The organism is Halomonas sp. V046, from assembly GCF_052645355.1.
Genome location: NZ_JBQXYF010000007.1, coordinates 302,735 through 327,282 on the forward strand (window position 1 = coordinate 302,735; position 24,548 = coordinate 327,282).

A 24,548-nucleotide genomic window follows, 5' to 3' on the forward strand; every position below is an offset into this window, starting at 1 on the left:
TGTCGGTTGGGTGACCGGTAGCGTCTGGGCTGCCGGTGGCGTTTGGAAGCGGGGGAGTGGCGAGGCAGGCCCCGTGGCCTGCCTAGAACCGGGTTTCCCAGGTGTCGATCACGCGCAACTCGGCATCGACGAGGTGAACGTGCCGCCATTTGTCGAAGGTCATGCAGGGGTGCGAGGCGCCGAAGGCGATGATGTCGCCTATCTGCACATCGTCGGCGCCGTCGGGCAGGGAAAGGAACGTGTGTTGGTCCATTTGCTTGATCACCCGCCAGCCATCGACCGACAGTTCGGCGTCGACGCTGGCCCCTTCGCGATAGCGGCGTAGCGCCTCGGGGGGCAGATCGAAGCCGATATCCCGCTTGCCCAGAGCGACGATGGCGAGACCCGGTTCCGGCAGCGACTGCACCTGGGCATAGACCTCGAGCGCGGGGCGCAGGCCTTCGTGCAGGTCTGGGCGACGCGAGAGCACGCCACGCTGGGCTTCGCGGTAAATGCCGTGATCGTGGACCACGTAGCAGCCGGGGCGCAGTACCGGGCTGAAGCGCTGGTCCAGGCCGGCATCACGAAATTCCTCGGCGATCACGTCGTACCAGGCCGACCCCGAGGCGGTGATGATGGGTGCCTCGGTCTCGAGCAGGTTCTCGCTGTCGAGGTATCGGGCGTTGGCGATCAGGCGCCGGGCGTAGGCACGAATGCCGGCCACCGGGTCATCCCCATGGACGACGCCCTCGTAGCCTTCGAGCCCCGCCAGTCGCAGGCCCGAGCTTGCGTGGATCCGATGGGCCAGTGCCGCGATCTCGTCGTCATCCCGACAGCCACAGCGGCCGCCGTCGACGCCTACCTCGATCAGCACATTGAGGCATTGACCGGCGGCGCCGAAGAACTCGTCCAGCTGATCGACATTGGCGCCACTGTCCACCGTCACGTAGAGCTCGGCACCGGCGCGGATCAGTGCCGCGGCGATGGTCATGTTGGCGCGGCCAACCAGTTGATTGGCCACCAGGAGCCGCGTCACCCCCTCGGCGAAGGCGGCTCGGCACTGGGGCAGGGTCGCCAGCGTGATTCCCCAGGCACCGGCAGCCAGTTGGCGGCGAAACAGCGCCGGGGTCATCGTGGTCTTGCCGTGGGGCGCCAGGTGAGCGCCATGGTCAACGGCGAAGGCTTGCATCCAGCTCAGGTTGTGCTCAAGCGGGGCCTGGTGAATGACGGCGGCGGGGAGGCTCAGGTCACGCAGCAGACCGGGGCCGGTTTCGAGAGTGCCCTTGTGGCCCCCCGAGTGTTCGAGAGTAGCAGCGGTAGCGGGGTGGACCATCGGTGAACTCCTGGAGCAAATGGGCCTGAGCGTCGATCACGCTCGGCACGAATCGGGCGTTGGCCGGGGCCGAGGGCAGTGAGACCGCGATCATCAACGCACAACCGGACCTCGATGATAGCCGCGCGGCGTTTTCAGGCAAGCCGTCTGGGCGACTCGGCATCCGACTTTTGTCGAAAAATACCAAGATTTGTTTGTCTGGTGTTAGAAACTAACATAACGTGACTTCCAAGATCCACGCCAGCGACGTTCATGCGTTCTTTTCTCTGACGGTCAGCGCCGACACTCGGTCTGACGTCCAGGCTCGACGTCCAGGAGGCCTCCTTGAGTCAGCATATCGACATCCTTTCGAGCATTACCGCCACCGTCGGCTCGCTCAGCGAGTCCGAGCGCAAGGTGGCCGAGCTGATCTTCGAGGACATCGACTTCGTCACCGAGTCCAGTATTTCCGAGATCGCCCGCCGGGCCGGCGTCAGCGAGGCCACCGTGACCCGCTTTGCACGCTCGGTGGGGTGCGCCAATGTGCGCGATCTCAAGCTGCGCCTGACCCGGGCGCTCGCCGCCGGGCGTCGGTTTATTCAGGACGCCGATCCGGCCGCGGGGCCAGGCGTGGTGTACGACATCGCGGCCCAGACCCTGGCGCTCAATCGCGATCTGCTGTTGGAGGCCGACATCGAGGGCGCGGTGGAGCGACTCGACGGGGCGCGACAGGTCCTCGCCTTCGGCAGCGGTGGCGGGTCGAGCGTGATGTGCCAGGAGTTGCAGTTTCGCCTGGTGCGACTGGGCTATGCGGTGAGTGCCTATCCCCATGGTCTGCTGCCGCGAATGGTCGCCTCGACACTGGAGCCGACCGATGTGGTGGTGGTGCTATCGGTGTCCGGCTATACCCCGGAAATGGTCGAGTCGGCGCAGATCGCCCGGCAGTACGGCGCCGCGGTGATCGCGATCACCGCGGTGGGCTCGCCGCTGGCCGCCAATGCCGATGTGGTATTGCCGATCGCCGCCCGGGAAACCGACTTCATTCTGCACCCGTCGGCGTCGCGCTACGCCCTGATGGCGGCCATCGACGTGCTCGCCCTTGAGCTCGCCATGCGTCACCGGGAGCGCTCCCGGGACAAGCTCCGGCGCCTCAAGATTACCCTCGACGACCACCGTGGCGGCGACAATCGCCAGCCGCTGGGAGACTGACATGGCTCACGACCTGCTGATACGCCGCGCCACGATCATCGACGGCTCCGGTGGCGCGCCCTTTGTCGCCGATGTCGCCATCGACGGTGAGCGCATCGTTGCCATCGGTGACCTGGACAGCGAGGTGGCCACCGCCGGGGAGGTCGTCGAGGCCGAAGGCCTGACGCTGACACCCGGCTTCATCGACGTCCATACCCACGATGACACCAACGTCATTCGCACCCCCACGATGCTGCCCAAGCTGAGCCAGGGGGTGACCACGGTGGTGGTCGGCAACTGCGGTATCAGCGCCGCACCGGTGTGCCTGGACGCCGAGGTGCCGGACCCGATGAACCTGCTCGGCGATGTCGAAGACTTCGTCTATCCGACCTTCGCGGCCTATGCCCAAGCGGTCGATGAGGCTCGTCCCGCGGTGAATGTGGCGGCGCTGGTCGGCCACACCAGCCTGCGTAGTCAGGTCATGGACGATTTTTCCCGCGCCGCCAGCGACGGAGAGGTGGCGTTGATGCGGGACGCCCTCGAGAAGGCGTTGGCGCAAGGCGCCATCGGTCTCAGCTCGGGGCTTGCCTATCGCAATGCCTTCCAGGCGCCTGCCAGTGAAATGGCGCCGCTGGTTGCGGCGGTGGGCAGCGCCGGCGGGATCTATACCACCCACCTGCGGGATGAGTTCGCCGGTCAGGCAGCGGCCATGGACGAAGCCTTCGCGACGGCTGAACGTGGCCGGGCGGCACTGGTGATTTCCCATTTGAAGTGCGCCGGCGCCGGTAATTGGGGCCAGGCGCCTCGGGCGCTCGGGCAGCTCGAGCAGGCCGCACGGGGGCAGCGGGTCAACTGCGATTGCTACCCCTATACCGCCGGTTCCTCGACCCTGGACCTGGGCCAGGTGACCGACGAGATCGCGATCACCATCACCTGGTCCCGGCCCCACCCCGAACAGGCTCGGCGTCCGCTTGAGGATATCGCCAGCGACTGGGGACTGTCGCTGGTCGAGACGGCGCGCCGGCTGCAGCCGGCCGGGGCGGTCTATCACAACATGAGCGAAGACGACATGCGCCAGGTGCTGGCGCATCCGCTGACCATGGTTGGCTCCGATGGCCTGCCCAACGATCCGCACCCGCATCCGCGTCTGTGGGGCGCCTTTCCCAGGGTGCTGGCCCACTACAGTCGGGACCTGGCACTGATGCCGCTGCCCGAGGCGGTGCGCAAGATGACCCGCCTTTCGGCGGCTACCTTCGGTCTGGTCGATCGCGGCGAGATCCGCCCCGGGGCCTATGCCGACCTGGTGCTGTTCGACCTCGAACGGCTCGAAGACGCGGCCGACTACGACACGCCCATTGCTCCCACTCGAGGCATCGCCCGGGTCGTGGTCAATGGGGTGACGTCCTATGTCGACGGCGTGGCCCGTGATCAGCGTGCGGGGCGCATGCTGCGCCGAAGCGTGCGGCTGTCCTGTTCACCCGAACTCTTATCCCCCCACCATGAGGAAACGTCCCCATGAGCATCAAACGCTATGGCGCCGAAGGCGGCGTCGGCACTGGCGGCCAGAAACTGCCGTTCTCACGCGCCGTCGAGGCTGGCGGCTGGCTGAAGGTCTCGGGCCAGACCCCGATGACCGACGGCGAGGTCGTCGAAGGCGGCATCATCGAGCAGACCCGGCTGGCCTTCGACAACTGCCTGACCATCGTCAGGGAAGCCGGCTATGCGGTGGAAGACGTGGTGCATGTCACCGCGGTCTTGACCGATGCGCGCTACTTCTCGTCGTTCAACAAGGTGTTCGCCGAGATTTTCTCGGAGCATCCACCGGCGCGTATCTGCAGCGTTCAGGATCTGGTAGTCGACTGCAAGGTCGAGGTCGATGTGACCTGCTACCGCGCCGATCGCGCCTGACCCCGATCGCGTCTAAACCAGAGCGAGTCTGTGCGCACCGACGCGCAGTAGCGAGCCGCCCATGGCGCGATGGCTGCATCACGCCTCGCGGCAGAAATCGTGTCAGGCAGGAAGGAAGGTGGCGTCGGGTCCCGGCAAGGACCCGACGCCGGTCACAGCAAACGGCAAACGTCCACTGCCTCGATCGCGGCAACGATCGAGGCCACAAGTATAAGAGGTCTGTATGAACAGTCACCTTTTCCTCGGGACCTTCTTCGTTTACATCGTCGCGATGATCGGCTTCGGCTGGTGGGTATCGCGCAATGATCGCGGCAGCGGCGACGATTTTCTGCTCGGCGGACGCAGCGTGCCGCTATTTCTTACCGTGGGCACCACGGTCGCCACCATGGTCGGCACCGGCTCGAGCATGGGTGCCGTCGGGTTCGGTTACGCCAACGGGTGGGGCGGGGCGCTGTACGGTATTGGCGGCTCCATCGGCGTCTTGCTGCTGGCATTGTGCTTCTCGGGGGTGCGGCGCATGCGCTTCATGACCATGAGCGAGGAGTTGTCGTTCTATGTCGGCGCCAATCGCATCGTGCGCAATGTCGTGGCCCTGCTGATCTATGTCGCCTGCATCGGTTGGTTGGGGGCGCACATTCTCGGCGGTGGGCTGTACCTGGCCTGGATGGCGGATATTCCTGCCTGGCAGGCCAAGCTGATCGTGGCGCTGGGCTTCGGCATCTACTGCGTGATCGGCGGCTACATGGCGGTGGTCTGGACCGATACCGTTCAGGCGATTGTGCTGTTCATTGGCTTTTTCTTGATGGCGGGTGTCGCGGTGGTTCAGGTCGGTGGCTTCGATGCCATGACCTCGGCCATGGATTCCGCGACGACGAGCTTTCTGGCGATCGACAAGATCGGGTTGCTGCCGGCCATCTCGCTGTCCGCCGTCATCGCAGTGGGGGTACTGGCCACGCCATCGTTTCGCCAGCGCATCTACTCGGGTCGCTCGGTGCGTTCCGTGCGTCGCTCATTTCTGATCACCGGCGTGCTGTACATGGCCTTCTCCATCGTGCCGGCGATCATCGGCATGGCCACCTACGCGCTCAATCCGGATCTCGAGAACACCAACTTCGCCTTCCCCTACCTGGCCACGGAGGTGCTGCCGCTGTGGCTTGGCCTGCTGTTATTGGTCGCCGGCCTGTCGGCGACGATGTCCAGCGCCAGCAGTGATGCCATCGCCGGCGTCACTACCCTGATTCGGGATGTCTACGTGCTGTTTCGTGGCCGCGCGCCCTCGGCGGCCAACGTGGTGCTGTACTCGCGCGTCGCGCTGGTCGGCACCATCGGTCTGGCGCTGGCCTTTGCCCTGACATCGGACAATGTCATCTCGTACATCACGCGCATGGTGTCCACGGTGCTCTCCGGGATGTTCGTGTGCGGCATCCTCGGGCGCTTCTGGTCGCGCTACAACTGGCAGGGTGCCATCGCCTCGCTGGTGGTGGCCTCGGCAACATCGCTTACGATCATCGCCAACGCCGACTGGAGTGCCTACTGGGGGAACCCGAGTATTCCCTCGGTGGTGCTGGCAATGATCGCCGGTGTGGTGGTGAGTCTGGCAACGCCGGCCTCGCGACTGACCGAGGAGCAGGCCCTGGCGCGAATCAGCGCAGAGCGGGAACGCATGGAGGCCGTGCCGGACGTACCGCTTGGCAACAAGGCGGCCGGCGTCTGAGCCCTGGCCCGATAGCGGTCATCCCGTGATCTGACTGACGCAAGCGCCCGCCCCGGGATGACCGGAGCGGGCGCTTGCTCTTCGCCTGGCCCGTCGCATAGCCCGTCACATAGCCCGTCACATAGAGCCCTTCGTATAGCCCGTCGCCTAGCCCTTCGCATAGAGCTCTTCGCATAGAGCCCTTCGCCTAGAGCTCTTCGCCTAGAGCTCTTCGCCTAGAGCTCTTCGCCTAGAGCTCTTCGCCTAGAGCTCTTCGCCTAGAGCTCTTCGCCTAGAGCCCGTCACATAGAGCCCGTTGCCGAAGCGGGGCCGGGAGATCAGGCACCTCTTGGCACCTCTCGACACCTCTCGACACCTCTCGACACCTCTCGGCGCCTCTCGGCGCCTCTCGACACCTCTTGGCACCCCGCCGCGGACCGCCGTGTCGATCGCAACGACCGGCCAGGCGCGCCTCAACGACGTCGCCATGACCACATCCGATACAGTACCGGGTCGCCGAGAACGGCATGATGGCACAGGGCGGCGGTGATGTGGCTGGCTATCAGCAACGGCAGCAGCAGGTCGGCGCCCCAGTCGCGGTGAAAGCGACCGAAGGGCTCCATCAGCGTGATCAGTGGCATATCGAGGGTATGGGCAAGCCAGGGGGCAAACTCGAAGCGCTGGAAGGAGGGGATCACCCACCGGCCCAGCACCACGATGTCGAAGCCATTGCCGATGTAGGCGGCTATCGGCAGGGCCAGCAGTAAGGCCAGCATCAGCCGGTGCACCAGGGTGCCGGCGCGGCGCAGGGCCGGGCGGTTGGCCACCGGGGCGGGGTGCGGGAGGCGCTGGTGGGTGAGCAGCAGCGCGATGGTCAGGCCAAGGCACAGGAGTCCGAGGTTGACGTGGGTGAGCAACAGGTACCAGTTGGCCGACTCCATCTGGGTGGTGCCCCACTTGCGCCAGTAGGCGCTGAGATAGAGCAGCGCCAGGACGGCCGCCGTTGCGGCGTGAAGGCCGCGAGTCATGGCGTGGTAGCGCTCGGGGCGAGTGGCGAGTGGGCTGGGTGGGACCATGATGGCCTCTGAAATGGGGGAGGCTGTGCAACGGGCCTGGTGATCCGTCGCGTCGTGGCGGTGACCGACGCGGCTCGCGGGGAAGCCCCCAGTTAACACCCGTATTCCGGTCGTCGTCTCCACGGTTGTGTGCCACAGGCGGCAGCGGATGGCTCTCGTCGGAGGCTGATCTTCGCTATTCTGACGGGTGAGCCTGAACAGCATGATGTCCCCCCCGCCATTTCTCTGAACGAGCCGACTCGCATGCCGATTATTCTCTATACCCTGTTCGCCGTTTCCGTGTTGCCGGTCCTGCTGGCCTGGGTGGGCGCGGTCTACCGCGTAAGGCAGTTTGCGCATCTGGATAATCGCCACCCCCGCGAACAGCAGGCCCGGCTCGAGGGAGCCGGCGCCCGCATTCATGCCGCCCAGATCAATGCCTGGGAGGCGCTGGCGGTGTATGTCTCGACCTGTTTTATCGCCTTCGCCGCCGGGACCGATATGGCGACGCTGACCGCGCCGGCGCTGACGTTCGTGGGGGCTCGGTTGCTACACCCTGTCTGCTACGCCCTGAACCTGCACTGGCTGCGGTCGCTGGTGTTCGCCGTTGGCATGGGGGCCTGCCTGGCCATCATCGCCATGGCGATGGGCTAGGCGCCCCCGGCTAGGCGCCCCCGGCTAGGCGCCCCCTTCAAGCAATCGCGATGCCCCCGACGCGGCCCGAGTGACGAGCACATCGCCGAGCGATGCGGCGCGATCGTTGCTCGTCGGTCGTCACGTTCGGTGCAGGGTGTCGAGGGTCGTGACGAGTCGCTGGCAGATGCCGTCGAGTTTGCCCAGTTGGCCTTCGTCGGCGAGGCTGCCGTCTTCATCGAAAGCCTGGCCGGCGCCGCCGATGGCTAGCTGGTCGGGGAGGACGGTGACGCCGATGTTGCTCAACAGTTGGCGAAGCAGGGGGAGGGCACGCAGACCGCCGAGACCGCCGGGAGAGGCGGCGGCGATGGCGGCGACCTTGTTGGCGTAGGGGGCCAGGCCGCCGAGGTCGCCATCGGGGCGAGAGACCCAGTCGATGGTGTTCTTCAGCAGCGGCGTGATGAACCCGTTGTACTCGGGGCAGGCGATGGCCAGGCCCTGGTGTTCCATGACCAGCCGCTTGAGGCGACGGGCATGCTCGGGCAGACCGGCATCGGCCTCCAGGTCGCCGTCATAGATCGGCATTGGATAGTCACGCAGATCGATGAAGGTCGCATGGCCGCCCAGGGTGTCGATGCGATCCGCCATCAGGCGCGCGAGGCGCTTGTTGAAGGAATCCTCTCGGGCGCTGCCGGCGAAGACGAGAATGCGGGGAGGTGTGTTGCGGGAAGTGATGGTCATGGGGAAGGCTCCTTGAAGGTGACGGAAAGGGCTCGGACGCACTATCGTCGAAGATGACCGGCGTTGAAGTCACGCCGAAGCGGCACGCACCTTCGCGCGATGCCCGGTGGTCGTGACGGGATTGCCCAGGACCGTCGGCGAGGTTGCCCCCATCGGGCGCCGACGGCCGACGGCGACTCGCTGCTCCGCGGTCCTGGCTACCACGGCAAGGGCGGCGCGCGCAGGCGCTCTCCCTGCCATTCGGGGATCGTGCCGAAACGTGCTGCCGCCGACTCCCAGTCGCGCTGGGCCTGAATGATCGCCTCTCGGCTGTGGCCAACGAAGTTCCACCACATCAGGATCTCGTCGGTGAGGGGGACTCCGCCGATCAGCAGCACCCGGCTGTCGGCGGGTAGATCGAGGGTCAGGCTATCGCGCCCGCGGCCAAGATAGGCCAGTTCGTCGACCACGAAGCGTTCCCCGTCGAGGGCCGCTTCGCCCTCCAGTACCATCAGCCCGTATTCGAAGTCTGCCTCGAGCGTGAGTGACAGTGGTGCGATGGCCTGATTCCCCGCCGGCTGGATGTCGAGGGCGACGATCTCGCTGAAGGTCAGCGTCGGTGCACGCTGGCCCTCGGCAGCGCCGACCAGCAGGGTAAAACTGGCCCCATCGCGCTGCCACTTCGGCAGCTCAGGGTAGTGATCGAAGCGCGGCTCGATGTCGCGTTGTGCCCAGGGCAGGGCGATCCAAAGTTGGGCGGCGTGCAGTCCGCCTGCGCTGTCGAGACTCTCTTCGGTGTGACTGATGCCATGGCCCGCGGTCATCAGGTTGACCTCACCGGGACGAATCACCTGGTCGCTACCGAGGCTGTCGCGGTGATGGACGTCGCCCTGAAGCATCCAGGTGAAGGTTTGCAGGCAGGTGTGGGGGTGAGGCCCGACGCGCATGCCCTGGCCGTGACGCAGGATGCTCGGGCCGGCGTGGTCGAGAAAGCACCAGGCGCCGATAGTGCGCCGGTGGCGAGTCGGCAGCGCCCGGTGGATAGGCAAACCGCCGACATCGGCTTCCCGTGAGGCGATACGCGAAATGGCCTGGCGACCGTCGATCACGGGACAATCGCGAGAGGATGACACCTTGTGGGGTGTTTCATGGGTACTCATGACAAACCTCCGGTGTGGCGGGTGTGGCGGGTGTGGCGGGTGTGGCGGCCCGATGGCAGGCCGCCGTGTCGTCAGGGGGGCGCTGAGCCGCTAGGGTCCCATTCGCCCGAAGCGTCCTTGCTGAAAGGCATCGATGGACTCGTGAATCTCGGCCTCGCTATTCATCACGAAGGGCCCGTAGCCGACCACCGGCTCGTCGATGGGCTCTCCGGTCAGCACCAGCAGGCGGGCCTCGCTGTTGGCTGCAAGGGTGAGATTCTCACCATCGCGTGACAACTCCACCAGATCGGAAGCGCGAGCCACTCCTTCGCCCTGAATGAGGACGGTGCCTTCGAGCACGACCACCAGGCTAGTGTGGCCGGTGGGCAGGGCTAGCGTCGTCTCCGCGTCGGCGTTCAAGGTCACCTCCCAGGCGTTTACCGGGGTAAAGGTGTGGGCGGGTCCCGCGGTCTCGCCATAGGCGCCTGCCACGACCCTGAGCTGTCCGGCGTGTTCGAGAGCTACCACTGGAATAGCCTCCCGTGTCAGCGTCTGGTAGGCCGCTGGCGTGCCCTTGTCGCGGGCCGGCAGGTTCACCCATAGCTGGACCATCTCCATGGCGCCGCCGCTGCGGCTGAAGTCCTCGGAGTGAAACTCCTCGTGGAGGATGCCGGCGCCGGCGGTCATCCACTGTACGTCGCCGGGGCCGATGGTGCCGCCGCCGCCGGAGGAGTCGCGGTGCGCGACTTCGCCGCGGTGGACGAAGGTGACCGTCTCGAAGCCACGGTGCGGATGCACACCAACGCCACGGGGGCGCGCGCTCGGGGTGAACTCGTGGGGCCCGGCGTGGTCGAGCAGCAAGAACGGACTGATGCGCTCGGCACCGAACCGGTCGTAGCTGAGCACAGAGCGTACCGGAAACCCATCGCCGACCCAGTGGCCTCGAGGGGCAGCATGAATCTCGACAAGGCGCTTCATGGCAGTCATCGCCAATCTCCTGTTGAAGGAACAGGCCGCTCGGGCCTGAATACAATCATGGTAATGGCGGAACGATGGCGGCGGTAGTTGGGTAAAACTGGACACATCGTTCTATTATTGGAACGAATGGCGCTGGGTGGCCGGTTGGCGATCGGGAAATGCGGTCGGTGGTCGTGGGCACTCGAATAGCGTGAGGATAGAAGCCAGGGCAGGACATTGACAGGAAGGCGGGCTATGCAGGATCTCAACGATTTCTACTACTTCGTCCAGGTCGTGGACCATGGCGGCTTCGCGCCTGCCGGGCGCGCCCTGGGCCTGCCCAAGTCGCGTCTCAGCCGACGCATCGCGGCCCTCGAGTCCCGCCTCGAGACGCGCTTGATTCAGCGCTCGACACGCCAGTTCGTGGTCACCGATCTCGGCCAGGCGTTCTATCGCCATTGTCGTGCCATGCTGTGGGAGGCGGAGGCCGCCGAAGAGGTGGTCGAACGCCATCGGGCCGAGCCGCGCGGGCGCATCCGGTTGAGCTGCCCGCCAAGCCTGCTGGAGGTGGTGTTTTCGCCACTGCTCTCGCGTTTCATGCGTCGGTGCCCGTTGATCTCCCTGGAGGTCATCGCCACCAGCCGGCGCGTTGACCCATTGCGCGAGGGTATCGATGTGGCGATTCGCGTTCGCTACCCGCCGTTGGAGGACAGTGATCTGGTGATGCGGGTGCTGTCGACGAGCCCCCAGCGGTTGCTGGCGGCCCCGGAACTGATCGCGACCCAGGGCTTGCCGGCAACCCCGGAAGCGCTGGCGAGCTGGCCGAGCCTGGATTTCGATGAACCCGACCATCGCCACCGCTGGTGCCTCGATGGTCCCGACGGGCAGACGCGAGATATCGTCCATGTCCCGAGGCTGGTGACCGATAATATTGGTCTGCTGCAGCGTGCAGCACTCGATGGGCTTGGCGTGGCAAGGTTGCCGCTGGTCAGTGCTGGCGCCGAACTGTGCGCCGGTCGACTGGTGGATGTGGTGCCGCAATGGCGTCCTCGAACCGGGCTTATTCATGCGGTCTTTCCGAGCCGTCGCGGTCAGTTGCCTTCGGTACGGGCGCTGCTCGATTTTCTCGACGACGCACTCGATGACGTGGACTTTGCGCTGCCGGCCGAAGGCGCGGGAGGAGTGGCGGAGACGCAAGAATGACTGTCTGAAGGCCCGAGGCGGGAAGGGCAAAGGCGTCAGACGCGCCCCGGGCACCGCCTCGACGGTTGGCACAACGCAAGACGCCACGGCCGCTGCCGTGGCGTCTTGCGCTTTGCCGGGAGGATCCGGGTGCCTTAGGCGTTGGTCTCGCGGGCTTTGCCAGCGTCCTCGTCGCAGCCCTTGTCATCTCCGTCGGGCGGGCTCGGCCAGGCGCTGGGGTCGACCTTGTCGGCCAACTTGGGAAAGCGGCGCGGATCGAAGGTCGGTTCCACACCGGCCTTGAGCTGGCGCTCATAGTCCCGGAACAGGGCGAAGGCCAGGGGGGATAGCAGCAGGATGGCGACCAGGTTGATCAGCGCCATCATGCCCATGGACAGGTCGGCGAAGCTCCAGATGGTCTTCAGTTCGGCGACTGCCCCGATCATGATCATGGCCAGCACCGCCAGGCGGTAGATGAACACGGCGGCGGCGGAGCGACGCTTGCCGGCCAGGTACTCGATGTTGGATTCGCCGTAGGAATAGTTGGCGATCAGCGAGGTGAAGGCGAACAGCAGGATGGCGATGGCCACGAACATGCCGCCCCAGTCACCGACGTGCTGGGAGAGGGCCGTCTGGGTGAGCTGGATGCCGTTGGGCGAATCGCTCCCCTGCAGGGCAGGCTCGGACAGGATGATCACGGCCGCGGTGGCGGTGCAGATGACCAGGGTGTCGAAGAAGACGCCGAGCATCTGGATAAAGCCCTGGGCCGCCGGATGATTGGGCTTGGTATTGGCGGTGGCCGCGACGTTGGGGGCCGAGCCCATGCCGGCCTCGTTGGAGAACAGGCCGCGTTTGATGCCCTGCATCATGGCCTGGGCCACGGCGTAGCCGACGGCGCCGCCGGCGGCTTCCTGCAGGCCGAAGGCACTATTGAAGACCAGCGCCAGAGCGCTCGGCAGTTCGCCGATATTCAGCGCCACCACGATCAGGGCGATGATCAGGTAGAACACCGCCATGATCGGCACGATCAGCTCGGCCACCTTGGCGATGGAGCGCAGGCCGCCGAAGATGATCGGGGTCACGGCAACCACGAGGGCGATGCCCACGGTCCAGGTCGGAAGGTTGAACGCTTGCTCCATGGCCTGGGCGATGGAGTTGGACTGCACGCTGTTGAAGGCCAGCCCGAAAGCGATGATCAGGCAGATGGAAAAGGCGATGGCCATCCAGCGCTGGCCGAGGCCCTGCTCGATGTAGCGTGCCGGGCCGCCGCGGAAGGTCTTGTCGCCGTGATCCACCTTGTAGGCTTGGGCCAGGGTCGACTCGATGAAGCTCGTGGCCATGCCGACAAGCGCCGTCATCCACATCCAGAAGATGGCGCCGGGGCCGCCCAGATAGATGGCCACGGCGACACCCGCCAGATTCCCGGTGCCTACCCGAGCGGCGAGGCTGGTGGAGAGCGCCTGGAAAGACGAGATCCCTTCACCGCCGTCCCGGGAGCCCTTGAGCAGGGCGAACATATGAGTGAAGAAGCGAAACTGGATGCCCCGGGTCATGATGGTGAAATAGAGCCCAGCGCCGATCAATAGATAGACGAGAAGCTTGCCCCAGATCAGCCCGTTGCCGGCGGCAACGACGTCACTGAATAGCGTGGAAACGGAAAAGTCCATGTCGATTTCCTGTCGAGGATAGTGGCGAGGATAGTGTCCTGTTCGAGGTCGAGCCGAGTACCGAGCGTCGTCTTGCGAGAGTCCCGGCGACACAAACGCGGGGGCTATTCTTCACGAATCGTCTGAAATGACAAGGAGGGAGAGAGAATAGTCATAAGAGGTGGGTGAGGTGCCGTAAAAATCGACGTGACGCCTTGTGGCGTGAGGCCTCGGCACCCTTCATTGTGGCCTGGCCGGAGCCCCGCCGATTCGTCACTTGCCGGGTCTGGGCCGGCCAACACCGCGATCGGCGCCAGGGAGGGAGATGTCAGCGCCCGGCCAGCGCCCAGACAGAACCAAGCTACCCGACCGAGGCTCGCGTTTCCGACGGCGCCTGGCGGATGCTGTTCTGTTGATGGACGGCGCAGGCGACCCGCAGTAAGGAGGCGAGATTGGCGACGTCTCCTCGGATCTCGGTCACCTCTCGGTGCAGTTCAGTGATGAACTGAGCCGTGGACAGCTGCTGGCCCGAGGCGATGTCGTCGAGGATGTCCCAGAACTCGTTCTCTAGCCTTACGCTCGTTACACAGCCTCGAAGGCGCACCGAACGCGTGGTGCATTCGTATTTGGCGGGGTCGGTGGAGGCATACATATGGCACATGGCGTGGCTCTCTCGTTGTGATTCTCGTCGTGATTCTCGTCGTGATTCTCGCTGTGATGATCGATGCCCGTGGGCGTCGCGAGGTCTCGCAGGCCCGCGGGTCATGGCCCGCCATTTGCGCTCGGATCGACCAGCATCTCGGGTGCCTCTTCTGACACTGCCTCGCCTGGGCGACCATTAGCATTAGACCATGGTCGACGTAGTAACCCAGTGTTACCCCGGCCGCCTTCGGCGGGCCTAGGCTAAGGGTAGAGCGACTGGGCGTGTGGCTCCGTTGCGCTCTATCTTCCCCTGGCCCCGGCAAGGAGTCTCCATGTCGACAACTACCCTCACTCGCCGCACCTTTCTCAAGGCCAGCGGCGGGGTGCTGGCCGGCACTCTGGCCTTCACCACCGGCCCCATCGCGCTGATGGCGCCCTCGCGTAGCTGGGCGCTCGGACTCGATACCCTCACCTCACGCCAGGGCGACGTCGTGCTTGTCGTCGTGCGTCGACTCTTTCCTCATTCCGATCTCGAAGATGCGGTCTATGCCCTGGTGGTCAAGAGCCTGGATGCCAAGGCCAGTGACCCTGAGGTCGCCGCAGTGATGGCCGAGGGCATCGATGGCCTCGATGCTGCCGCGGGGGGCGACTGGCTGTCTCTCGGCGAGACACGCCAGCTCGACATCCTGTCTGATCGAGCGGGTACGTCGTTCTTCGAACTGGTGCGCGGCGACGCCGTGGTATCGCTCTACGATAATCCTCTGGCCTACGCCCACTTCGGCTACGAGGGGGAGGCGGGCAACGCAGGCTATCTGACCAAGGGCTTCGATGACCTGACCTGGTTGCCGGATCCACCCAAGCCCGAGGGCGGGTACCTCCCGGGTGAAGCCACGGCGTGACCGGGCAGCGATGCTGATGTGACTTGGGGCAGCACTCAGACAAGGCGCTCAGACAAGGCGCTCAGACAAGGCGCTCGGACAAGGCGCTCAGACAAGGCGCTCGGACGCGGGGCTCGGATGCATGGGGCCCAGGCACATAACGATAACAACGACCGTATGAGGAGACGTCGTCATGGCCATGACCGACGATCAGAAGACCTTTTCTTTGGATGACGATAGCGTGGTAGTGGTCATCGGGTCCGGGGCCGGCGGTGGCACCCTGGCCAATGCGCTGGCCCAGCAGGGCATCGATGTGGTGGTGCTGGAAGCCGGCAAGTTGCATACCACCGCCGATTTTCTCGCCGACGAATGGGGCGCGTTCAGCCAGCTGTCCTGGCTCGATCCGCGCACTACCTCGGGCAGTTGGCGCCTGGCCAAGGACTTTCCCAACCTGCCGGCCTGGATCGTCAAGGCCGTGGGAGGCACCACCGTTCACTGGGCCGGCGCCAGCCTGCGTTTTCAGCCCCACGAGTTCCGGGCGCTGAGCCACTATGGCGACGTCGAGGGAGCGGCCTTGCTCGACTGGCCCATCGATCTTTCGACCCTGGCGCCCTATTACGACCAGGCCGAGGCGCGCATGGGGGTGACCCGCACCAACGATAACAAGGGGTTGCCGGGCAACAACAATTTCAAGGTGATGTACGCCGGGGCCCAGAACCTGGGCTATGCGTGCAACACCGGCCACATGGCCATCAACAGCGAGATCCGCGACGGCCGCGCGCCTTGTCAGCAGCGCGGGTTCTGTTTTCAGGGCTGCAAGACTCAGGCGAAGTGGTCCACGCTGTACACCGAACTGCCCCAGGGCATCGCCACAGGACACCTTGAGCTACGCCCCGAGGCTCATGTGGCACGGATCGAGCACGATGCTCAAGGGCATGTGAATGGGGTGGTGTACTTCGATGTCGATGGCAATGAGCAACGCCAGAAGGCTCGCGTCGTGGCGGTGGCCGGCAATGCCATCGAGACACCGCGGCTACTGCTGAACTCCGCCAGCGAGCGTTTCCCCGAGGGTCTGGCCAACGGCTCGGACAAGGTGGGTCGGCACTACATGCGTCATATGACCGGCTCGGTGTACGCCACCTTCGACGAGCCGGTGCACATGTATCGGGGTACGACCATGGCCGGTATCATTGCCGATGAAGCACGCCATGATGCGTCGCGGGGCTTCGTCGGTGGCTACGAGATGGAGACCCTGTCACTCGGGCTGCCGTTCATGGCGGCCTTTCTCGATCCCGGCGCCTGGGGGCCTCGGTTCACCGGGGCCCTCGATCAGTATGACCACATGGCGGGCATGTGGCTGGTGGGAGAAGACATGCCCCAGGCCAGCAATCGCGTTACGCTCAATCGTGACGTCAGCGATCGCTTCGGCTTGCCGGTGGCCAATGTGCATTATGATGACCACCCCAATGACCTGGCCATGCGCCGGCATGGCTATCGCCAAGGAACGGCTCTTTACGAGTCGGTGGGGGCCAAGGATGTCTACGAGGTGCCGCCCTACCCGTCGACCCACAACCTGGGGACCTGCCGGATGAGCGAGCACCCGGAAGATGGCGTGTGCAACGGCTTTGGGCAGGCCCATGAGGTGGCCAACCTGTTCATCTCCGATGGCAGCCAGTTCACCACATCGGCGTCTGAAAACCCGACCCTGACCATTGTTGCGCTGGCACTGCGCCAGGCCGAGCATATTGGCGGGCGCCTGAGAGAGGGTTCGCTCTAAGCTAGGACCGAGGGAGCGCCGCTGAGCGTTTCTCTCCAGGCCTCTCGACCACGACGGTATCGGTGCCGTCAACTTAAGGAGATAGACAATGCGTCATGGAATTCAAGGCGAAACGCACCCAGGTGTGGTCGCGCCGCCGCCCCAGACCACGGGCTTTCGGTTGAATCACTGCATGCTGCGTATCAAGGACCCCGAGGTCTCATTGGGCTTTTATGCCAAGGTGTTCGGCATGAGCGTGCTGCGGCGGCTCGATTTCGGTGAACTCGGTTTCTCGCTGTACTTTCTTGCCTGCCTGGAAGAGGGCGACGAGGTGCCAGCGGAAGCTGCGGCACGCAGCGCCTGGACCTTCGCCCAGAAAGGGCTCCTGGAGTTTACCCACAACTGGGGCAGCGAAGAGCAGGAAGGACGGATCTATCACGATGGCAATGCCGAGCCCCAGGGCTTTGGGCATATCTGTTTCTCGGTGCCGGACCTGCACGCGGCGGTCGCCTGGTTCGACGATAACGACGTCGAGTTCATCAAGCGCCCCGAGCAGGGCAAGATGAAGGACGTGGTATTCGTCAAGGACCCGGACGGTTACTGGATCGAGGTGGTGCAGGCGAGCCTGATGGTCGGCGTCGGAGATGCCTGAAGCGCTCTGGCGTGTGACGGCATAGCGACCCTCAGCGTGGCAGGCAGTGCGGCAGGCTCTCGCGCACCGAACGTGGCGTGATGCCGATATCGGCGAAGGTCCCGACGCCATCGCCGACCAGATTGTCGCGGCCGACCAGCCATAGCATGTCCCGGGTTAGCGGCGGCGAGGGCAGCGGCGACAAGCCCATGGCCAAGGTATGCCAAACCGCCATGGGCACCGACACCAGGCGAGGGTCGCGCCCCAGGTGTCTCGCCACCAGGCTGACCAGCGCCCGGTAGCTCAGGGCATCGGGCCCGCCGAATTCGAACAGTGCCCTTGGCGTCGCCGGGCGAGCGGTGAGCCGAGCGATGGCCGCGGCCAGGTCGCCGACGTGCAGCGGTTGCAGGCGGCTGTTGCCCTGGCCAAACAACGGAATCACCGGCAGTCGTGCCAACCGGGCGAGGGTGGCAAGCAGGCCGCCTTGCGGCCCATAGAGCGCGCTGGGGCGCAGAATCACGGCGCGGGCCATTTCCTCTAGCACGGCTTGTTCACCCTGTGCCCTGGCTCGTACGTAGGGCGACGGCGACGCGGCGTCGGCGCCGATGCCCGACATCAGCACGTATTGTTCGATACCTGCCTCCTTGGCGAGCTTCGCCAACCGTGCGGCGCCGTCCACATGAATGCGCCGAAAGTCGAGCCCGCGTGTCTCGTGATAGAGGCTCACGGCATTGACCACCGCGCGCGCACCATCCAGCGCCGGTTTCAAGGATTCGGCATCGGTCAGATCCGCCTCGACCGCTTCGACCGGATCTCCGTCCTCTACCTCCCCGGGAAGGCGAGGGTGGCGCGAGACGACGCGTACCCGCTGCCCGCTATAGAACAGCTCCTTCACGACCTCCTGGCCGACGAAGCCGGTTCCGCCGACGACGACGACCGGCCGGAAATCCATCGCCATGCTGCGCTAGTCCTTTGGTTGAGCTGTCGAGGCCTCGGCGGCTGGGGCCTGAGACTGACGATCACGCTGGGTCAGTGCATCGCGCAGGCGCTCCACGGCGAGCAGCAGTTGGCGGCGAGGTTGGGCCCCGGAAAGGATGCCGGCGTGTTCGCCATCGACCAGGAAACGCAGCGCCGGCACTCCGCCGATGCCCAGCGTCTGTCCCAGGCGCCTGTCCGCGGCGGCCGACTCACGGTCCGCATCGTCTGCCAGTGCCATGCGCAAGGCGTGGCCATCGAGTCCCTGCTCGTCGGCGACCGTGCCGAGGGACTCGGCATCGCCAAGGTCCAGGCTGTCTTCGAAGAACCCCTTGAACAATGCCAGGCGCAGCGTATCGGCCGCCGCCTGGCCGTGATGGCGCTGGGCCCAGGCCACGGCCTCCAGGGCTCGACGCGAGCGAGGCTGGCGGGTCGGCTGACGCATGGTCAGGCCGCGCTCGGTGGCCATCGGCAGAACGGCCTCCTGCCATAGTCGGTTGAGATAGTCACCCGCCGGGTCGAGGGCAGGCTCGGGCTCAGGACGCAGTTCGAATGCCCGCCAGTGGATCGCCACGTCATCGGCGAAATGCTCCTTCAGAGCCTCGATTTCGGGCACCTCGAGATAGCAGAACGGGCAGCGCAGGTCGCTGAAGATCTCGAGGGTGAGCCGTGGTGGTTGGCCGGTCGCCTGCGTGGCAAGGCGACTCGCCGTCGTGCTGCTATCGCTCATGGGATCTCCCGGTTGTCATGGGGCGTGTCTGACGCCACGGTTGCGCTGGTCTTGCTCGTGACGGTGCATCGCGGCTGGGTGCCATCAACTGCCGTGTGTGGACGTTACCGCAAACGCGTGGATGACGTCATGGCCCGGTGTCGATGCGCGCCTGGCGCAGGTCCAGCGGGCCGGCGCGCTTGACGGCGCGCAGGGCGAAGCTCGAGTCCACGGTATTGACCATGGGCAGCGTCTGCAGTCGTCGTACCCAGCGCTCGTAACCTTGCAGGTCGGGACTGGCAATCTGCAGCAGGTAGTCGAAGGCGCCAGAGACGGTATGGCACTCGATGACCTCGGGCATCGCCGCCACGGCGCGCTCGAACTCCTCGACCAGCGCATCCTGGTGCCGGCTCAGCTTGACGTGCACGAAGATGGTCAACCCGAGCCCGAGGCGTTCACGGTCGAGCTCGGCACGATAGCGGCGAATCAGGCCGCTCGCTTCGAGGCGACGAATGCGCCTGGCGCAAGGGGACGCCGAGAGTCCGACGCGCTCGGCGAGTTCGTGGCTGGTCAGTCGTGCATCTTGCTGCAGGGCGTCAAGCAATTGTCGGTCGATGCGATCCAGGGTGGCCAACGGTGGTGCCTCGTTTCGGCGTAGAGAGAGCAAATTTTGGCATATCAAGCCAAGGCTAGGCCATTTTTCGCGGGAGTTTGCCTGCGCTAGCCAGCCGCCGGCACGCACACTGTTGGCATCCCTCGGCGGCGATGTCGAGGTCCCGGCCGGTCGCGGCCATGAACCTTCCGTTCTCCGCCATAAGAGGTATGTCATGTCGTCCTCCCTGACACGGGTCGCGCCCCTGGCACAAACGTCAGCCCGCTCGCTCGCCGGTATCGCGGCGGCGCTCACCGCGGTGGCGATCTGGTCCTGCTATTTTCTGTCGCTGCGTCTAGGCGCGCTGTCTCCGCTGGGGACGCTGGACCTGACCCTGTTTCGCTATGCGCTGCCGGGGCTGATGCTGTTGCCACTGGCGATCAGGCGTCGCCAGCGCTTGCTCGCGGTGAGTCCGGTGTGGCTGGCCGGCATGGCGCTCGGCGCGGGTATCCCGTTCTTTCTGCTGGGGGCCGTGGGCATGGGGCTCGCGCCGGTGGCGCACGGCAGTACGCTGATCCCGGGAAGTGCACCGCTGTGGGTGACCGCCTTGGCCGTGGTGGTCTTTGCCCAGCCCTTGCCTGGCTGGCGTGCGCTGGGGTTGGTGGCTATCGGCGTCGGGGTCGTGTGTCTGCTGGCCGGGGGCTGGTATGACTCATCGTCGCTGCTGGTTGGCCAGGGGATGTTCGTGCTGTCGAGCGTGATGTGGGCGGTGTTCACCATCAGCGTGCGCCAGAGTGGACTGTCGCCGATCGAGGCCACCGCCGCAGTGACCGTGCCCAACGGGGTAGCCATCGCCGCCGTGGTGATCGTGCTGGAGGCGACCGGCACTGGTGGGCTGAGCCTCGACCGGGTGGCGTTCGAAGAATGGGTGACCCAGTTGCTGGTACAGGGAGTGCTGGTAGGAATCGGCTCTGGGCTGATGATGGGGGCAGCCATTGCGCGTCTCGGCGCCGAAGCGACCTCGGCGCTAGGGTCGCTGACGCCGGTCGCGGCTACGCTGCTGGCTTGGTGGGCGCTCGATGAGACGATCAGTGCCGCGACCGCCCTGGGCATCGCCCTGGTGATGGGGGGCGTGGTGGCGGCCAGTGGCCTGGTGAAGTGGCGGCGATCGGTCCCGGGCGCGCCGGCGCAAGCGGCGCCGTGACAGCATCCGGTGAGTGACGAAGCCCCCGGGGCCGACCAGGGGCAGCCTCAGGGGTGGCAGGTCACCATGGCGCGGACAGGCGCAGACAGGCGTAGATAGCCGCGGGACCTCATGGCCTAGGGCGCCTGACGCTAGATGCCGCCAAGGGTCGGCACGGTGGCGACGCCCTTGGCGGCTCAGTCCTTGAGCCTGACCAGCATCTTGCCCTGGTTGGCGCCTTCAAACAGGGCCAGAAAGGCCGCGGGAGCGGCTTCGAGACCGTCTCTTACGGTTTCTTCGTAATCGATCTTGCCCCCGGCGACCAAGGGGCCGACCTCGTTAAGAAAGGTCGGGTAGTTGTCCCAGTGCTCGAAGACGATAAAGCCCTGCATGCGGGCACGGCGAATCAGGATCATGGCGAGATTCGGCGGGCCGGCCGTCGGGCCTTCATCGTTGTAGCGCGAGATCATGCCACACACGGCGATGCGAGCACCGACGCGCAGGCTGTTCAGCGCGGCTTCCAGGCACACGCCACCGACGTTCTCGTAGTAGACATCGAAGCCGTCGGGGCAGGCCTCGGCTAGGTCTCTGGTGAGCTGCTCGGCGTCCTTGTTGCGGTAGTCCACGGCCTTGACGCCACGGGCCTCGAGCCAGTCGCGCTTCTCCTGGGTGCCGGCCAGGCCGACCACGATGCCGCCCTTGGCCTTGGCCAACTGGACGGCGAGGGAACCCACCGCGCCGCTGGCGGCGCTGACCAGCACGTTGTCGCCTTCACGTATTTCGGCAATAGCGTTGAGTCCCGTCCAGGCCGTCATGCCAGGCATGCCCAGCACGCCAAGATAGGCCTGTTCCGGCACGTCGAGCGCGGGCAGGGCGGTCACGCCATCACCAGGCAGCTGCGCTACGTCGCGCCATCCCCCCATGTGACTGACCCGGTCGCCGATGGCGAAGCGCTTGTCGTTGGACGCGATGATCTCGCCAACGGCAGCACCTTCCAGAGGCGCACCCAGGGTGAACGGGTCGATGTAGGTCGTGACACCACTCATTCGCCCGCGCATGTAGGGGTCGACGGACAGCCAGGTGTTACGCACCCGGACTTCACCGTCGCCGAGCTCGGCAAGCGACTCGCTACGAAGCTCGAAGACGTCCTTGGTCGGGGTGCCCTGGGGATAGTCGTTGATGGTGAAGTAGTTCGACTGCATCTTGCTCTCCATTGCCTACGCTGGCGTTGCGTTCATGCCGAGACGGGTGCCGTACGGGGCTGAACAGGTGTGAAGTTCGGTGCTGTTCTATGCGGGTACGAAGAATGACGGACAGTGCCTGCTTGGAAAGGCACGCCTGGGTTTCGTTCGCCTAGCGGTGCAGAAACATCACGGCAGGCGATGGCGACAGTCTAAATCCGACCAGTCTACTAGTAAACCCTTAAACCAGGCTGTGGCATCAGACTGTGCCTTTTCTAACTAAAGTCTAAAGGCGCTAGGTCTGTTTTTACCCGATCCTATGTCGGACATAGCCTGGTGATGATCGGACACGTCGTTCGTCGACGCTTTCTCTTCGCCGATGCTTTTTTCTCGACCCGAGGCTTCATGACTCACGCCGCCACCTCTTCTCCCGTTCGCCGCCCGCGCCAGGACATCGCCGATGTGCTGGCCGAGGCGATCTTCGCCGGCGATCACGCTCCGGGGGAGTTTCTGCCGCGGGAAGTGGACCTGTGCGAGCGCTTCGGGGTGAGCCGATCCACGGTGCGCAGTGCGCTGCAGACGCTGGTCGCCACGGGAATGATCACGCGGATCTCGGGGCAGGGGTCGAAGGTGCGGCCGCTGGAGCAGTGGCACCTGCTGGACCCGCGAGTGAGTGGCTGGCTGGCGCGCTTCGCGCAGCCCAACCCGGTGATCCAACGCGAGATATTCGCCTTTCGTGTGGCGGTCGAGCCTTTCGTTGCACGCTTGGCGGCCGAGAACGCCACCGCCGCCGACCTGTTCGCGATCGAGACGGCCTATGAGGGCATGATTCGGGCGCTCGAGCACGATGATCTACGCTTCGAGGGCATTAGCCACGATGAGTACGACGTGGCCTTCCACGAGGCCATCTTCAATGCCTCGCACAATCTGGTCTGGGCACAGATCAGCCACGTGCTGAAGCCGGCTATCGCGCTGCTGGTCGAACGCTCGAACCACAGTGCTGACAGGCTGAACGACAGCATGGATCGCCACCGTCGGGTGATGGAAGCGATCCGTCTGCGTCAACCGGCAGAAGCCGCCGAGGCGGCGCTGGCGGTGCTGGATCGTACCGGACACGACCTGGGCCTCGAGGGCCTGCTGCATCGTCTGCCGACGATCGACAAGACCTGCGATTCCCCGAAAGACATCCCCAACAACGCACGAGAAGGATGAATCTCCCATGATGGCAAGCACCAAGCTCAAGACACTATCGGCGGCGGTTCTCGCGGCCATGGCCACCTCCGTCCAGGCGGCCGATTACGAGTGGACCTTCCAGACGTCGGAAACCTCGGGTGAGCCCCAGTTCGAGATGAAGAAGGCCTGGGCCGACAATGTCGAGACGATGTCCGAAGGTCGCATCTCCATCGAGATCCTGCCGGTCAACGCCGTGGTTCAGGCCAACCAGACCCTGCAGGCCGTGCAGTCCGGTATCCTCCAGGGGCACCTGACCGACCCGAGCTATTTCACCGGGCAGAACCCGGCCTTCGGCATGATGGGCAACCTGGTCGGTGCCTGGAGTGACCCCTATGACTTCCTCGATTACATGAACAATGCCGGTGGCGAGGATCTCTACAACAAGTTGGTCGAGCCCTATGGCGTACACCTGATCGGTGCCGCGGCCACTGGCCTCGAGTCACTGCCGTCGACCAAGCCGATTCGCTCCATCGATGATATGAAGGGCCTTAAGCTGCGTGCGCCGGAAGGCATGGTCTACAACATCTTCGAGGCGGCCGGCGCCACGCCGGTGAACCTGCCCGGTTCCGAGGTCTACACGGGCCTCGAGAAGGGCGTGATCGACGCCGCCGATTACACCGTGTTCGCCACCAACCAGGCCCAGGGCCTGCACGAGTTCGCCCCGTATCCCCTGTACCCGGGCTTCCACTCGTTGCCGATGGTGTCGGTATCGTTGAACAAGGAAATCTGGGACAGCCTGCCCGATGACCTGAAGGCGATGCTCGAGACATCGGTCGATGCCCTGGCCTACGAGATGGTCGCCGAGCTCAAGACTCGTGACCTGGAAGCCGTGCGCGAGGCGCGCCAGAACCCGGACATCGAGATCATCGACCTGCCGGCAGAGGAGCGCGTCGCCTTCCGCAACATCGCCAAGGGCGAGTGGGAAGACTGGGCCGGGCGTAACGAGATCACCCAGGAGTATTACGACTCCGTGGTGGCCTATCTCGAGAACCACAACCTGCTGTAAATCGGCTCGACACACGCAACGACGATCTCGAGTCCTATCGGGCGGTGCCTTGGCACCGCCCCATCAATTTCTCCGTCGTGGTGGTGGCAATGGCCACCCCCCGACGCTGCCAACATCGAGGATGTCTCATGGGTGAAGAGACTCGTGAGCCGCAAGCGGGACCCCCGTCTAGCGCAGATAACCGGCCAAGCGGCGATAAGCAGCCCGAGAAGGCCCCGGATGTGATTCGCAGCGGCTTCGACCGGATCGTCGTCGCCGCGGCACGCGGCGCGGCCTGGCTGGTGTTCATCGCCATGGCGATCAGCGTGTTCGAGGTCATCATGCGCTACGGCTTCGACTCGCCGACCTCC

The 24,548-nt window shown here is 65.1% G+C and carries 23 protein-coding genes and 1 pseudogene; 13 read left to right on the forward strand and 11 right to left on the reverse strand.

The features are described 5' to 3' along the window. Positions 1-82 precede the first annotated feature (82 nt). Entirely contained in the window at positions 83-1,312 is a 1,230-nt protein-coding gene (locus tag ACUN9Y_RS11865; protein ID WP_445460925.1) for an amino acid deaminase, read from the reverse strand. Positions 1,313-1,636: 324 nt separating this feature from the next. Between ACUN9Y_RS11865 and ACUN9Y_RS11870 the strand changes: the two genes are divergently transcribed. The 4 genes from ACUN9Y_RS11870 (at position 1,637) to ACUN9Y_RS11885 (ending at position 6,101) form a co-directional block, all read left to right on the forward strand. Next, on the forward strand, positions 1,637-2,500 hold the full coding sequence (locus tag ACUN9Y_RS11870) for a MurR/RpiR family transcriptional regulator (protein ID WP_445460926.1): 864 nt from the start codon (positions 1,637-1,639) through the stop codon (positions 2,498-2,500). Between the two features lies 1 nt (position 2,501). Beyond that, a complete protein-coding gene (locus ACUN9Y_RS11875) occupies positions 2,502-3,998 on the forward strand; it encodes an N-acyl-D-amino-acid deacylase family protein (RefSeq protein ID WP_445460927.1) in 1,497 nt (498 codons plus the stop codon). After that, entirely contained in the window at positions 3,995-4,387 is a 393-nt protein-coding gene (locus tag ACUN9Y_RS11880; protein WP_445460928.1) for a RidA family protein, read from the forward strand. Before ACUN9Y_RS11875 ends, ACUN9Y_RS11880 begins: the two co-directional genes overlap by 4 nt. A 223-nt stretch (positions 4,388-4,610) precedes the next feature. After that, positions 4,611-6,101 carry a sodium:solute symporter family protein gene (locus ACUN9Y_RS11885; protein ID WP_445460929.1) on the forward strand — a complete coding sequence of 497 codons (1,491 nt, stop codon included), beginning with the start codon at positions 4,611-4,613 and terminating at the stop codon, positions 6,099-6,101. 452 nt (positions 6,102-6,553) lie between these two features. Here ACUN9Y_RS11885 and ACUN9Y_RS11890 read toward each other — a convergent pair whose 3' ends face one another. After that, positions 6,554-7,156, reverse strand: coding sequence for a cytochrome b/b6 domain-containing protein (locus tag ACUN9Y_RS11890; protein ID WP_445460930.1), 603 nt, complete (start codon positions 7,154-7,156; stop codon positions 6,554-6,556). 243 nt (positions 7,157-7,399) lie between these two features. Here ACUN9Y_RS11890 and ACUN9Y_RS11895 point away from each other — a divergent pair, with 243 nt between their 5' ends. Then, positions 7,400-7,789 (forward strand): MAPEG family protein, encoded by a 390-nt coding sequence (locus tag ACUN9Y_RS11895; RefSeq protein WP_445460931.1) that lies wholly within the window; start codon positions 7,400-7,402, stop codon positions 7,787-7,789. Positions 7,790-7,909: 120 nt separating this feature from the next. On the opposite strand, the gene ACUN9Y_RS11900 is transcribed toward ACUN9Y_RS11895, so the two are convergent. The 3 genes from ACUN9Y_RS11900 to ACUN9Y_RS11910 all read right to left on the reverse strand — a co-directional run bounded on the left by ACUN9Y_RS11900 (position 7,910) and on the right by ACUN9Y_RS11910 (position 10,614). Beyond that, on the reverse strand, positions 7,910-8,509 hold the full coding sequence (locus tag ACUN9Y_RS11900) for an NADPH-dependent FMN reductase (protein WP_445460932.1): 600 nt from the start codon (positions 8,507-8,509) through the stop codon (positions 7,910-7,912). A 197-nt stretch (positions 8,510-8,706) separates the two neighbouring features. Further along, positions 8,707-9,648, reverse strand: coding sequence for a pirin family protein (locus ACUN9Y_RS11905; protein WP_445460933.1), 942 nt, complete (start codon positions 9,646-9,648; stop codon positions 8,707-8,709). A 90-nt stretch (positions 9,649-9,738) separates the two neighbouring features. Next, positions 9,739-10,614 (reverse strand): pirin family protein, encoded by an 876-nt coding sequence (locus ACUN9Y_RS11910; protein WP_445460934.1) that lies wholly within the window; start codon positions 10,612-10,614, stop codon positions 9,739-9,741. A gap of 225 nt (positions 10,615-10,839) precedes the next feature. Here ACUN9Y_RS11910 and ACUN9Y_RS11915 point away from each other — a divergent pair, with 225 nt between their 5' ends. Continuing rightward, positions 10,840-11,787, forward strand: a complete 948-nt coding sequence (locus ACUN9Y_RS11915) for a LysR substrate-binding domain-containing protein (protein WP_445460935.1) — start codon at positions 10,840-10,842, stop codon at positions 11,785-11,787. A 134-nt stretch (positions 11,788-11,921) separates the two neighbouring features. On the opposite strand, the gene ACUN9Y_RS11920 is transcribed toward ACUN9Y_RS11915, so the two are convergent. Next, positions 11,922-13,433 (reverse strand): alanine/glycine:cation symporter family protein, encoded by a 1,512-nt coding sequence (locus tag ACUN9Y_RS11920; protein ID WP_445460936.1) that lies wholly within the window; start codon positions 13,431-13,433, stop codon positions 11,922-11,924. 340 nt (positions 13,434-13,773) lie between these two features. Then, the gene (locus ACUN9Y_RS11925; RefSeq protein ID WP_445460937.1) at positions 13,774-14,073 is read right to left on the reverse strand and encodes a ribbon-helix-helix domain-containing protein; all 300 of its coding nucleotides are present in this window, start codon (positions 14,071-14,073) and stop codon (positions 13,774-13,776) included. A 313-nt stretch (positions 14,074-14,386) separates the two neighbouring features. On the opposite strand from ACUN9Y_RS11925, the gene ACUN9Y_RS11930 reads away from it, so the two are divergent. From ACUN9Y_RS11930 to gloA, 3 genes are all read left to right on the forward strand, one after another. Beyond that, on the forward strand, positions 14,387-14,953 hold the full coding sequence (locus tag ACUN9Y_RS11930; protein WP_445460938.1) for a twin-arginine translocation signal domain-containing protein: 567 nt from the start codon (positions 14,387-14,389) through the stop codon (positions 14,951-14,953). Between the two features lie 172 nt (positions 14,954-15,125). Next, a complete protein-coding gene (locus tag ACUN9Y_RS11935) occupies positions 15,126-16,709 on the forward strand; it encodes a GMC family oxidoreductase (RefSeq protein WP_445460939.1) in 1,584 nt (527 codons plus the stop codon). A gap of 88 nt (positions 16,710-16,797) precedes the next feature. Beyond that, entirely contained in the window at positions 16,798-17,340 is a 543-nt protein-coding gene (gene gloA, locus ACUN9Y_RS11940; protein WP_445460940.1) for a lactoylglutathione lyase, read from the forward strand. Between the two features lie 31 nt (positions 17,341-17,371). Here the strand turns inward: gloA and ACUN9Y_RS11945 are convergent, their stop codons facing one another. From ACUN9Y_RS11945 to ACUN9Y_RS11955, 3 genes are all read right to left on the reverse strand, one after another. Then, complete coding sequence (locus tag ACUN9Y_RS11945; RefSeq protein ID WP_445460941.1) at positions 17,372-18,277, reverse strand: complex I NDUFA9 subunit family protein; 906 nt, start codon at positions 18,275-18,277, stop codon at positions 17,372-17,374. Positions 18,278-18,283: 6 nt separating this feature from the next. Then, positions 18,284-19,024 carry a DsbA family oxidoreductase gene (locus tag ACUN9Y_RS11950; RefSeq protein WP_445460942.1) on the reverse strand — a complete coding sequence of 247 codons (741 nt, stop codon included), beginning with the start codon at positions 19,022-19,024 and terminating at the stop codon, positions 18,284-18,286. Between the two features lie 127 nt (positions 19,025-19,151). Further along, positions 19,152-19,637 carry an Lrp/AsnC family transcriptional regulator gene (locus tag ACUN9Y_RS11955; protein WP_445460943.1) on the reverse strand — a complete coding sequence of 162 codons (486 nt, stop codon included), beginning with the start codon at positions 19,635-19,637 and terminating at the stop codon, positions 19,152-19,154. A 193-nt stretch (positions 19,638-19,830) separates the two neighbouring features. Here ACUN9Y_RS11955 and ACUN9Y_RS11960 point away from each other — a divergent pair, with 193 nt between their 5' ends. Then, the gene (locus tag ACUN9Y_RS11960) at positions 19,831-20,799 is read left to right on the forward strand and encodes a DMT family transporter (protein WP_445460944.1); all 969 of its coding nucleotides are present in this window, start codon (positions 19,831-19,833) and stop codon (positions 20,797-20,799) included. A gap of 176 nt (positions 20,800-20,975) precedes the next feature. Here the strand turns inward: ACUN9Y_RS11960 and ACUN9Y_RS11965 are convergent, their stop codons facing one another. Next, the gene (locus ACUN9Y_RS11965) at positions 20,976-21,980 is read right to left on the reverse strand and encodes an NADP-dependent oxidoreductase (protein WP_445460945.1); all 1,005 of its coding nucleotides are present in this window, start codon (positions 21,978-21,980) and stop codon (positions 20,976-20,978) included. Positions 21,981-22,364: 384 nt separating this feature from the next. Here ACUN9Y_RS11965 and ACUN9Y_RS11970 point away from each other — a divergent pair, with 384 nt between their 5' ends. The 3 genes and pseudogenes from ACUN9Y_RS11970 to ACUN9Y_RS11980 form a co-directional block, all read left to right on the forward strand. Next, positions 22,365-23,171, forward strand: a complete 807-nt coding sequence (locus tag ACUN9Y_RS11970; RefSeq protein ID WP_445460953.1) for a FadR/GntR family transcriptional regulator — start codon at positions 22,365-22,367, stop codon at positions 23,169-23,171. 7 nt (positions 23,172-23,178) lie between these two features. Next, positions 23,179-24,198: a TRAP transporter substrate-binding protein gene (locus tag ACUN9Y_RS11975; protein WP_445460946.1), complete on the forward strand. Its 1,020-nt coding sequence runs from the start codon at positions 23,179-23,181 to the stop codon at positions 24,196-24,198. Between the two features lie 128 nt (positions 24,199-24,326). After that, positions 24,327-24,548: pseudogene (locus ACUN9Y_RS11980) on the forward strand (TRAP transporter small permease subunit); the annotation flags it as partial.